We start from the raw sequence: 12,985 nt of genomic DNA on the forward strand, positions 1-12,985 counted from the left end.
GTTCTCGTCGTACTGCGGCTACGCTTCGACTTCGTTCCACTCCGGTTCCGAATCGTCCTTCAGCAGTTCCGGCTTACCGACGGGGAGCGATCCGAACAGCACGTAGTGGACCGCGAAACCCAGCGCGAGTAGTCCGACGAATCCGTACAGACCGCGTTTGAGCTTGGAACCCATGCGTTCCAATAGGGACTCGCTCGAAATGAGGACTGCGATCGGTCGTCAGAACGTCCCGTCGTCTCGGGAAATTACCTCGACGGAAATTATTTTCCGGTCTCGGTCGTAGCGTCGAATATGACCGACGACAGAACCGAACTCCGCGAAGCAGCGGAGCGGCTCGACTCGGCGCGAGAGGCCAGTTCAGACGACGAGACCGGCGAGCGACTCGAATCCCTCGCCGAGCGACTTCGGACGATGGCCGACAGCGAGCGCGGTCCCGACCACGGGACGCTCGCGCGCCTCGAACACAACCTTCAGGACGTACAGTCGGCGCTGGACGACGAGCAGGCCGAGACGGTGCAGTCCGCGCTCGGAGACGTTCGGGCCTACCGCGAAACGGTAGAGGGCGTCTGAGTCGAGAACTGCTCGCACGAGACGAGAAAACCGCAGTCAGAGAAGGGCGAGCGGTCGCGCCGATTCGGTCGCGGTCAGTCGGCCGTGGTCGTCTCCTGCGCTCGAACCGGTCGCAGTTCCGCGCTGAAGTGGCGCAGTTCCGCCATCTCGGGTTCCGCGACGATTTCGAGGCCCGAGATTTCGCCCGCGTCGCGGCGCTCGGCCACTTTCTCGAACGTCTCGGCCACGTGGTCGAGGTGGTCCGCACCGTAGGTCCGCCGCGGAAGCGACAGGCGAACCAGTTCCGGTCGGTCCGTGTCGGGGAAGGCGAAACTCCCGAGTTCGACGCCGCGGACTGCGCCCTCGCGGTAGAGTTCGCAGACGAGCGCCTGTCCGGGGAACTCGTCGTCCGGAATCTCGGGCAGGAACTCGGCGGCGTTGACGTACACCGCGTGTCCGCCGGTGGGTCGCTCGACCGGTACGCCGCGGTCGGCGAGCAGGTCGCCGAGTCGCTGGACCTGCCCGACGCGGTCGGCGACGTACGACTCCGCGACCGCCTCGCGGAGACCGACCGCCATCGCTTCGAGGTCCCGTCCCGCCATCCCGCCGTAGGTCGTGAACCCTTCGTAGAGGATGCCGCGCTCGCGGGCGTCGGCGTAGAGGTCGTCGAACTTCTCGTCGTCTCGAATAGCGACGAACCCGCCGACGTTGACCAGTCCGTCCTTCTTCCCGCTCATGACGAGCGCGTCGGCGTACGAGAGCTGTTCGCGCGCGACGGCAGAGACCGACTCGCCTTCGAACTCCGCCTCGCGCTCCCGGACGAAGTAGGCGTTCTCGGCGAACCGGCAGGCGTCGATGACGAAGGCGGCGTCCAGTTCGTCGGCCACCTCGCGGGCCGCCCGGACGTTCTCCACGCTGACCGGTTGGCCCGCCAGCGAGTTGTTGGTGATGGTGAGCAGCACCGCCGGAATCTTCTCCGCGCCCACCTCGTCCGCGAGACGCCGAACTGCCTCCACGTCGAGGTCCCCCGCGAACGGTCGGTCGTCGTCGAGCGCGCCTTCACAGGGGCAATCGACCGGCTTCGCCCCGTTGTTGGCGATGTGCGCCCGGGTGGTGTCGAAGTGGGTGTTGTTCGGTACGTAGTCGCCATCCTCGACCAGCGCGCCGTAGAGGACGTTCTCCGCGCCTCTGCCCTGATGGGCGGGGATGATGCGTTCGAAGCCCATCACGTCCGAGACCGCCTCCTCCAGTCGGTCGAAACTCCGACTCCCGGCGTAGGCCTCGTCGCCCGACAGCATGGCGGCCCACTGGGACTCGCTCATCGTTCCGGTCCCGCTGTCGGTCAACAGGTCCACGAACACGCCCTCCGAATCGAGGTTGAAGACGTTGTATCCCGCTCGCTCCAGATTCGCCTCTCGCTCCTCGCGGTCGGGGAGTCGAATCGGCGTGACCATCTTCGATTTGTACGCTCGCATACCGATGCGGTCGGCGCCCTCGAACGTATTGCTTGCGAGACAGCTCTGAACGAGCGTGGTCTAATGGGGCCGCTGTCATCCGATTGTGGACACTGCCCGACGGAGTTGTCGGGGGGGGCAGCTCGGTCAGTCGCTCGCTTCGTTTCCGTTTACGCAAACGTAAACGTCGTGTCGGCCAAAGGTAGAATTTATCGACCACGTCGCGTTCGCCCGTCAGAAATAAGCCTACCGTGGCTCTGACAGTAGTTATCATGTGTGATGACGCCTGCGAGGGCGGAGGTGACGACGAGACTCCCCCGTTCAGCCGTGACGAACCGGCCGAAGAGGAACGCGTCGACGACCTCTTCGACATCGTGTCGGACCGACGAACCCGAGACGTTCTCGCGCAGTTGGAATCGCTCTCTGTGGACGTGGTCGAACTCGACGACATCGTCGACCACGTAGTAGAGCGCGAACGACAGCGTCCGGTCGAGGGCCGAGCGCGGACGGAGGATTGCAGCGAGACCCAGTCCGACGGCGGGTCCGAGTCCGCTGAGGACACGGAATCGAACTCTGAAACCGGTACCGACACCGACTCCGACCGACACCACCAGCGCGTCGCAGTGTCACTCCATCACAACTGCCTCCCCAAACTAGACCGCACCGCCGTCCTCGACTACGACCCTCGCTCGAAGACCGTCCGCTACCGCGGCGACGAGCGAGTGACGGCGTTTCTCGAATTCGTGCAGTCGGTCGAGGACTCCTGATACGACTGTTCACGGCTTCCGTTCGAATTCGATGCGCCACGAAGGCGTCCTAATTCGAGAGCCTATCCGATAAGTATATCAACGCCGCTACTCTATTCGTTTGTCATCACTGGAGACGGAACCAGAGACCGAACTGCGGGCGACGGGAGTCCGACTCGTTCGCCCTCCGTCTAAAGGCGATTGCACCCCCGAGTATGATGGACCCTAACGAAACCGGAGACGACGCCGCCGAAGACCGAACGCGCTACGTTCACTACGACCCGTCGAGCGACGACCGCCCGAGCGAGATGCTGGTGGTAACCGTCGCCGACATCGCCGACGCAGACCCACTGGAGTTAGAACCGCTCTTCGAGACCGTCGAACCCGACACCCTGAACGACTTCGTCGGGACGGGCGGGTTGCCCGACGTGGGGGGACACATGTCGTTCACGTACGAGAACTACGACGTGACCGTCCACTCCAGCGGACTCCTCGAAATCGAGTCCGCGGACCGAGATTCCTGAACCAGACCGTCTGCCGTCTCGGTCGCGGGGTGTAGATTACGTCGATAAACCATCACTTCTTTGTGTCCTTCGCGCCGTAGTTACGTGACGATGGACTCGCTCCAAATTGCGGGTCGTCTCGCCGCGGGCGTACTGCTCATACTGGCGAACGGATTCTTCGTCGCCATCGAGTTCGCGCTGACGCGCGCACGCCAGTTCACAGAGGACGAGTTCGTCGACGGAACCCCTGCGCTGGAGCGCGCGTGGGAGATGACCCAGAACCTCGAAATCTATCTCACCACCTGTCAGGTCGGAATTACGGCGTCCAGCATCGCGGTCGGTATCGTGGCCGAACCCGCCCTCGCCGCCATCTTCGAACCCATCTTCGCGGACACGGTGCTCGCGTCGTTCGGTTCGGGCGCGATTCTCGCCTTCCTCCTCATCAACCTCGTCCACCTGACCCACGGCGAGCAGACCCCGACCTACCTCGGCGTCGAGCGCTCCCGGTTGGTCTGTCGGTACGGCGCGACGCCGCTGTACTGGTTCAACTACCTCATCTCCCCCCTCATCACCCTCGGCGACTGGGTCGCGAAGGCGACGCTCGGACTGTTCGGCATCGAGATGACCGGAGCGTGGCTCGAAACCGAGGAGGAGGCCATCGAGTCTCGGGCCGACCTCCGCAACCGACTCGGGTCCGTCCTCGAACGCGGCGACCTGTCGGCCGAGCGCCGGGACGAGGTGATGAACGCGCTCCGAATCGGCGAGCAGTCGGTCCGCGAAGTGATGATTCCCGCCGACGAAATCGTCGCGCTGTCCACCGAAGTCGATACCGAGGAGAACTTCCGGCGCATGTCTGACAGACCCCAGACCCGGTATCCGCTGGTCGCCGAGGACCTGACCGACTTCCGCGGCATCGTCTACGTGCCGGTGCTCGTGCGCCACCGCGAGAAGTTGTCGCAGGGGGACCTCGACTTCGCGGAGTTGGCCGCGCCGCCGATGACGCTCTCGCCGGACGCCGACGTGAGCGACGCCATCGACCAGTTCCAGACCGAGAATCAGGAACTCGCGTTGGTGGTCGAAAACGGCGACGTCGTCGGACTCGTGACCGTTACCGACGCTCTGGAGGCAGTCACGGGCGACATCGAGGACCCCCTCGACCGGGGACACTCCGCGGCGGCCGGAAGCGTGTAGCGCTCCCGAGGCGACTCGTGCGTTCTGCCCCCATCCCACCACTCATTAGCGGGGCCGCCGACGCTTCGGACATGAACGTGGATGCCGAGCGCCTCCGGACGGACATCGAGCGAACCGCCGAGTTCGGCGAGGTCGAGTCCGACGAAGGGCGCGGACGCACCGTACTGACCGGCACCGAAGCCAACCGCGAGGCCCGCGAGTATCTGGTTTCCCGACTGGAAGACGCAGGACTCGACGTGCGAATCGACGCGGTCGGGAACGTCGCGGGACGGTGGACCCCCGAGAGCGCCGACCCAGACGCCGACCCGGTCGCGGCGGGAAGCCACCTCGACTCCGTCCCCGAAGGCGGCATCTTCGACGGACCCCTCGGCGTCTACGCCGCGCTGGAAGCCGTCCGGGCGATGCGGGACGCGGGAGTCGAACCGACGCGCCCGGTCGAAGTCGTCTCGTTCACCGAGGAGGAGGGCCAGCGCTTCGCCTCGGGCCTGCTCGGGTCGTCGGTCGCGGCGGGCGAGCGCTCCGTGGAGGACGCACTCGCGCTCGAAGCGGACGACGGGACCGCGCTGGAGACCGCCCTGACCGATATCGGCTTCCGGGGCGAGGGCCGCCTCGACGCCAGCGACTGGGACGCGTGGCTCGAACTCCACGTCGAGCAGAGCGAGCGACTGATGGACGCGGGCGTTCCGGTGGGCGTCGTCACCGCCATCACGGGCATCACCCACTGCGAGGTGACGATACGCGGCGAGGCCGACCACGCCGGGGCGACCCCGATGGGCGACCGGACCGACGCGCTCGCGGCGGCCAGCGAGTTCGTGCTCGACGTCGAACGCGCCGCGAACGAGGTCGTCGCCGAGGAGAGCGACACTGCGGTGGGGACCGTGGGTAGTCTCGACGTGCGTCCGAACGCGACTAACGTGGTTCCCGGAGAAGTCACGGCTGGCGTGGACGTTCGGGACGTGGACCGAGACGTCATGACGGAACTGGTCCGGCGAGCGCGCCGGAGCCTCGCGCGCCTCGAACGCGAGCGCGGGGTCGAGACGGAGTTCCGGCGACCCTTCGACCTCGAACCGACGCCCATGAGCGATCGCGTGCGGTCGGCCGCCCACGACGCGGGCGAACAGGCCGGAATCGAGACGCTCGACCTGCACTCGGGCGCGGCCCACGACACCATGCACGTCGCCGAGGTCACGGACGCCGGACTCCTGTTCGCGCCCTCGCGGGACGGCATCTCCCACAACCCGAAGGAGTGGACCGACTGGGACGACTGCGCGACCGCCACGCGGGTGCTGGCTGGCGCGCTGGCCGACCTCGGTGGGGCGTGAACTCGTCTCTCATCGCCCCCACATCTCCCGCGGACCGACTCCGGCAATCCGCGCGCGCGTGAGCATGTAGCCGTAGACCACCGGGCCGAACCCGAGAACGAGTATCCATCCGCGGACCGAAGTGAACATCCGGAGCAGCGCCGCACCGCGGTCGCCCGAGAGGTCCAGCGCGGACTTCTCGAACCCGGTCGCCCCGCCGATTGCCGGACCCAGGACCGCGGTGTAAATCGCGAAGTAAAAGACCAACACACCGATTAGCTCAACCTGTCGTCGGTCGACCATAGGTCCGCGTTGTCGCGGGGTCGGTAAAGTATTCACGCCCGAAATTACTTGACTTCGGACACGAAACGCCGGGCATGGCAGTCGCACTCCTCTTCGGAGCGTTCTGGTTCGGCGTCGGCGTCCTGCTGTGGTGGTGGCCCGCCGCGATATTCGTCGCGTTCTCGAACGACGACGTGACGCCGGGCGCTCGGGGCATAGCCGCCGTCTTCGTCTTCATCGGAGCGCTGTTTTTCACCTTCTCGTCTCCCCGAATCGGCGCGGGATTCGCCTTTCCGGGGACAGTCCTCACCGTCGGTCTGCTTCAGGTCGCACGTCCGGTCTCGCTCCCCGGGACCCATCCGGAGGGACCTGTTACGCCGAGAGCGGGAGGCGTCGCGGTCGCTGTCACCGGTGCGGTACTGGCCGTGCTAGCGCTGGTGTAGGCCGACGCCGCGTCGGCGGCCAGCCTTATTCGGGTTTCAGGCCGTCGTTCGTGACCCGCATCACGGCCTCGCCGTCGGCGAGGTTTGGCGCGTCAACGAGGCGGACGATTCGCTTGTTCCCCTTCGACTTCCGGAGGTACATGCGGAACGTCGAGGCGTGCCCGAGGATGTTGCCGCCGATGGGCTTGGTCGGGTCGCCGAAGTAGGAGTCGGGGTTCGACTGGACCTGATTGGTCACCACCACGGCCACGTCGTGGAGACTCGCCACTCGCACGAGGTCGTGGAGATGCTTGTTGAGTTTCTGCTGGCGCTCGGCGAGTTCGCCGCGGCCGACGTACTCCGCGCGGAAGTGGGCCGTCAGCGAATCGACGCAGACCATCCGTATCGGTTCCTCGGAGTCGCCCCGGTCCTTGATGAGTTCCTCGGCCTTCTCCGCGAGGAGCATCTGGTGGTTGGAGTTGAACGCCTTGGCGACGTGAATCCGGTCGAGCATCGCCTCGACCAGCGCGTCCTCGGTCTGGACGCCGTAGCGCTCCGCGGCGGCGCGCTTGGCGTCGTCTTCGAGACCGCGAACCATGTCGTCGATGCGTTCGGGGCGGAACGTGTCCTCGCTGTCCACGAAGAGGACGCCGCCCTCCAGTCCGCCGTGGTCCTCCGGGAGTTGGGCGTTGACCGAGAGTTGGTGGGTTACCTGCGACTTCCCGGCACCGAACTCGCCGTACACCTCGGTGATGGACTGGGTCTCGACGCCGCCGCCGAGCATCTCGTCCACCGCGGGGACGTTCCACGACGACTTGCCGATGTCGGCTCTGCGCTTCAGCACCTCCGCGCCGGTCTCGAAACTACCCACGTCGGCCTCGTCGCGCGCCGCCCGGATGATGTCGGCGGCGTTGGTCTCGCCGACGTCGGCGGTGTTCGAGAGTTCGCCGGGACTCGCCACGGCGATGGAGACGAACGTGTCGTACCCCGCGCCGCGCAGTTTCTCGGCCGTCGCCGGTCCTACTCCTGGGAGCGTGTCGAGTTTCTCTGTTGCTGCCATCGAACGTCGTTGGCGTCGCAGGGAGATAAGGTGGCGTATACTGGGGAGTGAAAGTGAAACTGGTCGCCGACCCTTCACCCAGGCGTCGCCGCTGGGGAATCGACCGGGCCGTCGTGTCGTAAGTCGAACCTAACCGGACCTACCGGCGACCGTAACGGACTCGGCGCGTCGTCGTAGTCGCGTATCAGAACGTTACGCGTGTGAACAGTCCGAAACGGTCGCTCTCGTTTATTCGTAGTGCGACCGAGAGTCCGACGGAGAATGACACGAAACGCGACGTTCGGTGCGCTCGTTTTCACACTGTTGCTGGTTACGACCGGTCTGGCGGGCGCGGTCGGCGGGCCACCCGCGACGGGAACGGCCGCCGACGCATCGCCCGCACCGCTCGCACAGGAGACCACGACGCAGGCCAACCAGACCGCGAACGAGTCGGCGACGGTCACTTTCGAAGACCAGCGCTCGAACGGGTCGGCCGTCACGGTGGCCGAGACGAACCTCTCTGCCGGCGGTTACGTGGTCGTCTTCGCCCAGAACGGCACCGTCCTCGGTAACACGACGTACCTCGAACCCGGGACCCACGAGAACCTGACCGTCTCGTTGGAGATGCCCATCGGTCGCTCGCAGGTTCTCATCGCGACCCCACACCTCGACACGAACGAGAACCAGACGTTCGACTTCAACGTGACTCAGGCTCAAGCGGAGGGGCGGGAGAACGCCACCGACAGGCCCTACCTCCAACCGACCGGTCTCCCGGTCAACGCAGTCGCCTTCGTCACCGTCGGTAACGAGACGCGTCGAGGAACTACCACGGCGAGCAGAGTCGTGAGGGGACGGTGACCACCGACCCGACCGGTTTCCTCGCGCCGTGAAGTCCCGACGGACCGAAGTTCGGAGTCGCTGTTCTCCGAATTTCGCCGACCGGCAAGGATTAACTGTCCACCTCGCAACCGTTCGTGCATGGAGCTACTGCCCGAGGAGACCGAACGGTTCGTCCGCGCGATGGTACCCGACCGCGACGACACGTTGCGGGAGATGGAGACCCACGGCGAGGACATCGGCTTCCCGACGGTCGGCCCGGCGGTCGGCGGCTTCCTCCGCCTCGTGGCGCGGATGGTGGATGCCGAACGAATCTTCGAGTTCGGGTCGGGGTTCGGCTACTCCGCCTACTGGTTCGCGGCGGCGCTACCGGAAGATGGCGAGATCGTCCTGACCGAACACGACCCCGACGAACTCGACGAGGCCCGCGAGTATCTGGCCCGCGGCGGGTACGCCGACCGTGCCGTCTTCGAGGAGGGCGACGCGTTCGAAACCGTCGAACGCTACGACGGACCCTTCGACGTGGTGCTGGTCGATTGCCACAAGGACGGGTACCCCGACGCCTTCGACGCGGTGCGCGAGAAGGTTGCCGAGGGCGGTGTCGTCGTCGCCGACAACGCGATGGAGAGCGGAGCGCAGGACTTCCACGCGATTCTGGAACTGCTCGAAGGCCGAGACCCCGGCGACGTGGACGACCAGACTCGCGGCATCGCCGACTACCTACGGACCGTTCGCGACGACCCGGCGTTCGAGACGGTCGGTGTTCCGCTCGGTCAAGGTCTCGCGCTGAGTTATCGAACGTAATCGTCAAGCGCGCAAATTCCGGGACGGATGCGGGGTAAATTTATAAATTGTGCAGTGATATTCCATCGCAAGACTAGCGATGGCGACAGATAGTTCCGGCAGTCGGGATTCCGACGCGACCGCCGACGACCTCGTCGAGTTCCTCGGCCTGCTGAACGAACTCAAGGCCACCGGCTGTACCCTGCTGGTCGTCGGAGACGCACGACCCGAACTGTTCACGCGCGCGAGCGCGAACCTGTTCGGCGACCCGGCGGCCACCCGGTACCGACTGTTGGCGGTGACCGACGCGGAGGCGCGGAGCATCGCCGACCGTCTCCCCGACCCGGAGACGACTCCGCGACCGGTGTCCGAGACGACGAAAATCGTCAATCACGCCGACGCGCCGCGGTCGATTACGTCGGCCACGCGTTCGACCGACTCCGCGAAGGCGTCGATTCCAGAGACCCGGGTCACAGACCCTCGACTCGACGGTCTTCAGTCCGCGCTCGTCGAGGCCATCGAGGAGTTCGCGCGCGACGCCGACGGTCTCCGTCCCGCGGAGTTACGCGTCGGTATCGACTCGCTCGGAACGCTGTTCGACCACCACGGTCGGGGGGTGGTCCGGCGGTGTCTCCGGACGGTCGGTGATTCGGTCCGCGACCACGACGCGATGGCCCACTATCTCTTGGAGGACGACTACGACGGCGAGCGCGCGCAAGCACTCGCTGCCGACGTGGACGCGGTCATCGAAATTCGGTCGGGGGACGCGGCGACCCGGCGCCACGACGCCCAACAGCGGTGGCACGTCCCGAGCCGCGACCTGACCACCGACTGGGTCCGGTTGTAGCTCGGACGTCGCACCTCGAATCCGGTCGGTCAGGAGACGTGGCCGCCGCCGTCCACCCAGACTGTCTCACCGGTCACGTACGACGCCGCGTCGCTCGCCAGAAAGAGGTAGGCTCCGGCCAACTCCTCCGGGTCGGCCGCTCGCAGGGGGAGGTCGGGCGTCTCGCCCGTCGGGGCCATCTCCTCGGCCTCCTCGGACCACCCCTCGCGGATTTCGGTGGCGACGGGACCGGGCGCGACGGCGTTGACCCGCACGTCCTCGGCGGCGAGTTCGAGGGCCGCGCTCCGCGTTATCATTCGAATCGCGCCCTTGGTCGCGGCGTAGTGAGAGTGGTCCCACGCCGCCCGGCCCTGCGTGTCCGAGGAGGTGTTGATGACGACGCCGGGGTCGCCGCGGTCTATCATGTCGTTCGCGGCGATCTGCGTCCCGAAGAAGGTGCCTCGCGCGTTGACAGCGTGGACCTCCTCGAACTCCTCGAGCGTGACCTCGCGGAACCGGCGCTTGGTGTAGACCCCGGCGTTGTTCACCATCACGTCCACACCACCGAACTCGCGGGCCGCCGCTATCAGGGTCCGAATCTGGTCGGGGTCTGAGACGTCGGTCTCGACGTACTCGGCGTCGCCACCCGCGTCGCGGATTCGCTCGTGGGTCGGGACCGATTCGCCGTCGGCCTTCGGGTCCTCACGCACGTCGGCGACGACGACGGTCGCGCCCGCCTCGCCGAACGCGAGCGCGACCGCTCGGCCGATGCCCGCACTCGCGCCCGTGACGATAACCGTCGAATCGGAGAAGTCGGGGTTCAGCGTTCCCATATCGTCTCCACGGTCGGAGCGAAGGACCGTAATCGCGTTGGCCCACGACGCCGCACCGCCACCCCACTGCACCGTCGCGCCGCACTGCCGCACCGTCGCAGCGCCACACCGCTGCGCCGCTCGCGGCTATCTCACATCGGCCAGTCGATCAAACTCACATCGCCCAGTCGATGAGCCACGCTATCACGCCGATAGTGACGAGACCGATACCGATGGCGGACGTCGCGGGTTCGGGAAAGAGGAACAGCACGACGCCCACCAACAGGAGCGCGCCGATGAGTCCCTCGTCCCACCAGCTACCTTCGTCGTCGTTGGCGCGGGCGGTCTGCCCGTCGTACTCGCCCTCGGTCCCGTCGTAGTCGGCGTCCACGGTGTCGCCGCCGGGCCAGACGCCCCACCCGGTGGGGTAGAGCGACCCGCCGACGCCCGACGGGAAGAACGTGTCGTCGGTCGCGCCGTCGTCGGTGTACTCGTCACGCGTCGGTTCGTCGCCGTGGACTTCTCTGTACGTGTCGTCGTACTCGTCGTCCGTGTACGGGTCGTTCGCCATGTCCAAAAAGAGGGTCGTGACAGGGTTATGGCCTGTGGCCGACCGATTCACGTCAGCGCGTCGAGGACGACGAGACCGACCGCGAACGCCAGCAGTAGGAATCCCGTGACCGTGGTCGCGGGTTCGGGGAAGAGGACGAGCGCCACTCCGACCACCGCGAGCGCCGCGGCGACCCCGAGGTCCCAGAACCCGTCGCCCGACTCCTCGTCGGCGGTGGCGCGTTCGTCGGTTCGGACTCGGTCGTCGGTGGCGTCGCTCTCGTCGATACGGATTCGCTCGGTGTCGTCCACGTCGTCGTCCGGGTCGTCGGCCGCCGTGTACCTGCTCATGCCCGGCCGTAAGAGAGGCGACCGGTTAGGAATTCGGGCCGTCCGTCGAGGTTCGGGGACGACGCTACCGGCGACTGCCGGGTCGCGGTTCGACGTGGGGTTTCGCCATCAGGTCCTCGAATCGCCGGTCGTCCAGCCACTCCGCCAGTTGGGCCAACTGGTCGCTCGCGGCCTCGAAGAGCTTTCGGCCCTTCTCGGGAGTCGCGTCGGTCTGGTCGCCGAGGACGCCGTTGTCGGTGTTGTCGATGGCGTCGTAGAAGTTGCGCGCGCCGTGGACGAACGCGTCGTCGAGCGGCCAGTCGGACGCGCCGCCGTCACGCGCCGCTTCGAGTTCGTCCGTCCGCACGTTCTCGGGGTCGAGGTGCATCATCATCGCAGTCTCCTTCGGGCCGCCGTGGGGTCCGTTGACCGCGAAGAGGTCGTCCACGAGGTCGGTGATTGACTCGTCCCACATCCACTCCACGGCGTAGGCCACCTCGTCTTCGCGGAGGCGGCGGCCGACCTCCCGGAGGTGGGTCTGGTTGCCGCCGTGAGCGTTGACGAAGACGATGCGGTCGATGCCGTGGTACGCGAGGTTTCTGGAGAAACTCTCGACGTAGTCGCGGAACTCCGGCGGGTCTACCCACATCGTTCCGTGGAACTGCTTGTGGTGGGGACTGACCCCGACGTTCACGGTCGGCGTGCAGAGGTAGCCGGTTCGGTCGGCGGTTTCGCGTGCGAGACCCTCCGCAATCGTGTGGTCGGTGGAGAGCGGGAGGTGCGGTCCGTGCTGTTCGGTCGAACCCAGCGGCACGAGCGCCAACGACTCCTCGGCCACGTAGTCGCTCAACTCCGGCCACGTCTGGTCGGCGAGGTACATGTCGGTAGGCCGGGCGCGAGCGGGTAAAGTTCTTGCCCGCTTCGTACGACGTATCCGCCGGGTTCTCACCGCCGTTTCGTGGGATTTAGCACTGCGGGACACCCGGCAGTTACCCAGCAGTAACCTCGTTTCACCGGGGTTAGGAAACGTATAATCCCTTGGCGTACGACGCTACGAACACGATGACTGATTGTCTCGACGACGACGCCCCGCCGAGCGCGAAACTGGTCGTGAAGGTACTCGAGTACAACGACGAGGCCCTGACTCAGCAACAGATCAGCGACCGGACTCGCCTCTCGCCCCGAACGGTCCGCAGTTCCATCAAGCGACTCAAGGAGCAAGGCGTCATCGAGGAGCGCGTCTACATCCCCGACGCTCGCAAGCAACTCTACACCCTCACCGACTCGGTGCAGGAGTGTCTGCAGGCCGGAGAGGCCGGTCCCGAGAGCGCCGAGGCGGTCTGACCGAAACGACTTCAGTG

At 66.2% G+C, this 12,985-nt stretch carries 18 protein-coding genes; 10 read left to right on the forward strand and 8 right to left on the reverse strand.

The window, feature by feature from the left end:
* Window positions 1-18: 18 nt before the first annotated feature.
* Window positions 19-174: a hypothetical protein gene (locus NGM06_RS19380; RefSeq protein WP_254270414.1), complete on the reverse strand. Its 156-nt coding sequence runs from the start codon at window positions 172-174 to the stop codon at window positions 19-21.
* Window positions 175-291: 117 nt separating this feature from the next.
* On the opposite strand from NGM06_RS19380, the gene NGM06_RS19385 reads away from it, so the two are divergent.
* Complete coding sequence (locus NGM06_RS19385; RefSeq protein WP_254270415.1) at window positions 292-570, forward strand: DUF7553 family protein; 279 nt, start codon at window positions 292-294, stop codon at window positions 568-570.
* Between the two features lie 74 nt (window positions 571-644).
* Here the strand turns inward: NGM06_RS19385 and NGM06_RS19390 are convergent, their stop codons facing one another.
* Window positions 645-2,024: a tryptophanase gene (locus tag NGM06_RS19390; protein ID WP_254270416.1), complete on the reverse strand. Its 1,380-nt coding sequence runs from the start codon at window positions 2,022-2,024 to the stop codon at window positions 645-647.
* A gap of 251 nt (window positions 2,025-2,275) precedes the next feature.
* Between NGM06_RS19390 and NGM06_RS19395 the strand changes: the two genes are divergently transcribed.
* The 4 genes from NGM06_RS19395 to NGM06_RS19410 all read left to right on the forward strand — a co-directional run bounded on the left by NGM06_RS19395 (window position 2,276) and on the right by NGM06_RS19410 (window position 5,765).
* Window positions 2,276-2,770, forward strand: coding sequence for a DUF7344 domain-containing protein (locus tag NGM06_RS19395; protein WP_254270417.1), 495 nt, complete (start codon window positions 2,276-2,278; stop codon window positions 2,768-2,770).
* 197 nt (window positions 2,771-2,967) lie between these two features.
* Complete coding sequence (locus NGM06_RS19400; protein ID WP_254270418.1) at window positions 2,968-3,273, forward strand: HalOD1 output domain-containing protein; 306 nt, start codon at window positions 2,968-2,970, stop codon at window positions 3,271-3,273.
* 90 nt (window positions 3,274-3,363) lie between these two features.
* Window positions 3,364-4,443 carry a CNNM domain-containing protein gene (locus tag NGM06_RS19405; RefSeq protein WP_254270419.1) on the forward strand — a complete coding sequence of 360 codons (1,080 nt, stop codon included), beginning with the start codon at window positions 3,364-3,366 and terminating at the stop codon, window positions 4,441-4,443.
* A gap of 71 nt (window positions 4,444-4,514) precedes the next feature.
* Window positions 4,515-5,765, forward strand: coding sequence for a Zn-dependent hydrolase (locus NGM06_RS19410; RefSeq protein WP_254270420.1), 1,251 nt, complete (start codon window positions 4,515-4,517; stop codon window positions 5,763-5,765).
* Window positions 5,766-5,774: 9 nt separating this feature from the next.
* Here NGM06_RS19410 and NGM06_RS19415 read toward each other — a convergent pair whose 3' ends face one another.
* Window positions 5,775-6,047, reverse strand: a complete 273-nt coding sequence (locus NGM06_RS19415) for a hypothetical protein (RefSeq protein ID WP_254270421.1) — start codon at window positions 6,045-6,047, stop codon at window positions 5,775-5,777.
* 74 nt (window positions 6,048-6,121) lie between these two features.
* Between NGM06_RS19415 and NGM06_RS19420 the strand changes: the two genes are divergently transcribed.
* Entirely contained in the window at window positions 6,122-6,469 is a 348-nt protein-coding gene (locus tag NGM06_RS19420) for a hypothetical protein (RefSeq protein ID WP_254270422.1), read from the forward strand.
* A gap of 25 nt (window positions 6,470-6,494) precedes the next feature.
* Here the strand turns inward: NGM06_RS19420 and radA are convergent, their stop codons facing one another.
* Complete coding sequence (gene radA, locus NGM06_RS19425; RefSeq protein WP_254270423.1) at window positions 6,495-7,508, reverse strand: DNA repair and recombination protein RadA; 1,014 nt, start codon at window positions 7,506-7,508, stop codon at window positions 6,495-6,497.
* Window positions 7,509-7,769: 261 nt separating this feature from the next.
* Here radA and NGM06_RS19430 point away from each other — a divergent pair, with 261 nt between their 5' ends.
* The 3 genes from NGM06_RS19430 to NGM06_RS19440 all read left to right on the forward strand — a co-directional run bounded on the left by NGM06_RS19430 (window position 7,770) and on the right by NGM06_RS19440 (window position 9,954).
* Window positions 7,770-8,345 (forward strand): DUF7282 domain-containing protein, encoded by a 576-nt coding sequence (locus tag NGM06_RS19430; RefSeq protein WP_254270424.1) that lies wholly within the window; start codon window positions 7,770-7,772, stop codon window positions 8,343-8,345.
* Between the two features lie 120 nt (window positions 8,346-8,465).
* Window positions 8,466-9,128, forward strand: coding sequence for an O-methyltransferase (locus NGM06_RS19435; protein WP_254270425.1), 663 nt, complete (start codon window positions 8,466-8,468; stop codon window positions 9,126-9,128).
* 79 nt (window positions 9,129-9,207) lie between these two features.
* A complete protein-coding gene (locus NGM06_RS19440; RefSeq protein WP_254270426.1) occupies window positions 9,208-9,954 on the forward strand; it encodes a DUF7504 family protein in 747 nt (248 codons plus the stop codon).
* A 29-nt stretch (window positions 9,955-9,983) separates the two neighbouring features.
* On the opposite strand, the gene NGM06_RS19445 is transcribed toward NGM06_RS19440, so the two are convergent.
* From NGM06_RS19445 to NGM06_RS19460, 4 genes are all read right to left on the reverse strand, one after another.
* Complete coding sequence (locus tag NGM06_RS19445) at window positions 9,984-10,766, reverse strand: SDR family NAD(P)-dependent oxidoreductase (RefSeq protein WP_254270427.1); 783 nt, start codon at window positions 10,764-10,766, stop codon at window positions 9,984-9,986.
* Between the two features lie 154 nt (window positions 10,767-10,920).
* Window positions 10,921-11,316 (reverse strand): hypothetical protein, encoded by a 396-nt coding sequence (locus tag NGM06_RS19450; protein ID WP_254270428.1) that lies wholly within the window; start codon window positions 11,314-11,316, stop codon window positions 10,921-10,923.
* Window positions 11,317-11,363: 47 nt separating this feature from the next.
* The gene (locus NGM06_RS19455; RefSeq protein WP_254270429.1) at window positions 11,364-11,645 is read right to left on the reverse strand and encodes a hypothetical protein; all 282 of its coding nucleotides are present in this window, start codon (window positions 11,643-11,645) and stop codon (window positions 11,364-11,366) included.
* 64 nt (window positions 11,646-11,709) lie between these two features.
* On the reverse strand, window positions 11,710-12,504 hold the full coding sequence (locus NGM06_RS19460; RefSeq protein ID WP_254270430.1) for a creatininase family protein: 795 nt from the start codon (window positions 12,502-12,504) through the stop codon (window positions 11,710-11,712).
* A 182-nt stretch (window positions 12,505-12,686) separates the two neighbouring features.
* On the opposite strand from NGM06_RS19460, the gene NGM06_RS19465 reads away from it, so the two are divergent.
* A complete protein-coding gene (locus NGM06_RS19465; RefSeq protein ID WP_254270431.1) occupies window positions 12,687-12,968 on the forward strand; it encodes a winged helix-turn-helix transcriptional regulator in 282 nt (93 codons plus the stop codon).
* Window positions 12,969-12,985: the final 17 nt, after the last annotated feature.

Origin of the sequence: Halorussus aquaticus (genome assembly GCF_024218795.1) — an archaeon.
GTDB classification, from domain to species: domain Archaea; phylum Halobacteriota; class Halobacteria; order Halobacteriales; family Haladaptataceae; genus Halorussus; species Halorussus aquaticus.

Excerpts from the sequence above, each read along its gene's own strand:
- NGM06_RS19380 (WP_254270414.1), bottom strand. The coding sequence starts at position 174 with ATGGGTTCCAAGCTCAAACGCGGTCTGTACGGATTCGTCGGACTACTC.
- NGM06_RS19385 (WP_254270415.1), top strand. The coding sequence starts at position 292 with ATGACCGACGACAGAACCGAACTCCGCGAAGCAGCGGAGCGGCTCGAC.
- NGM06_RS19390 (WP_254270416.1), bottom strand. The coding sequence starts at position 2,024 with ATGCGAGCGTACAAATCGAAGATGGTCACGCCGATTCGACTCCCCGAC.
- NGM06_RS19395 (WP_254270417.1), top strand. The coding sequence starts at position 2,276 with ATGTGTGATGACGCCTGCGAGGGCGGAGGTGACGACGAGACTCCCCCG.
- NGM06_RS19400 (WP_254270418.1), top strand. The coding sequence starts at position 2,968 with ATGGACCCTAACGAAACCGGAGACGACGCCGCCGAAGACCGAACGCGC.
- NGM06_RS19405 (WP_254270419.1), top strand. The coding sequence starts at position 3,364 with ATGGACTCGCTCCAAATTGCGGGTCGTCTCGCCGCGGGCGTACTGCTC.
- NGM06_RS19410 (WP_254270420.1), top strand. The coding sequence starts at position 4,515 with ATGAACGTGGATGCCGAGCGCCTCCGGACGGACATCGAGCGAACCGCC.
- NGM06_RS19415 (WP_254270421.1), bottom strand. The coding sequence starts at position 6,047 with ATGGTCGACCGACGACAGGTTGAGCTAATCGGTGTGTTGGTCTTTTAC.
- NGM06_RS19420 (WP_254270422.1), top strand. The coding sequence starts at position 6,122 with ATGGCAGTCGCACTCCTCTTCGGAGCGTTCTGGTTCGGCGTCGGCGTC.
- radA (WP_254270423.1), bottom strand. The coding sequence starts at position 7,508 with ATGGCAGCAACAGAGAAACTCGACACGCTCCCAGGAGTAGGACCGGCG.
- NGM06_RS19430 (WP_254270424.1), top strand. The coding sequence starts at position 7,770 with ATGACACGAAACGCGACGTTCGGTGCGCTCGTTTTCACACTGTTGCTG.
- NGM06_RS19435 (WP_254270425.1), top strand. The coding sequence starts at position 8,466 with ATGGAGCTACTGCCCGAGGAGACCGAACGGTTCGTCCGCGCGATGGTA.
- NGM06_RS19440 (WP_254270426.1), top strand. The coding sequence starts at position 9,208 with ATGGCGACAGATAGTTCCGGCAGTCGGGATTCCGACGCGACCGCCGAC.
- NGM06_RS19445 (WP_254270427.1), bottom strand. The coding sequence starts at position 10,766 with ATGGGAACGCTGAACCCCGACTTCTCCGATTCGACGGTTATCGTCACG.
- NGM06_RS19450 (WP_254270428.1), bottom strand. The coding sequence starts at position 11,316 with ATGGCGAACGACCCGTACACGGACGACGAGTACGACGACACGTACAGA.
- NGM06_RS19455 (WP_254270429.1), bottom strand. The coding sequence starts at position 11,645 with ATGAGCAGGTACACGGCGGCCGACGACCCGGACGACGACGTGGACGAC.
- NGM06_RS19460 (WP_254270430.1), bottom strand. The coding sequence starts at position 12,504 with ATGTACCTCGCCGACCAGACGTGGCCGGAGTTGAGCGACTACGTGGCC.
- NGM06_RS19465 (WP_254270431.1), top strand. The coding sequence starts at position 12,687 with ATGACTGATTGTCTCGACGACGACGCCCCGCCGAGCGCGAAACTGGTC.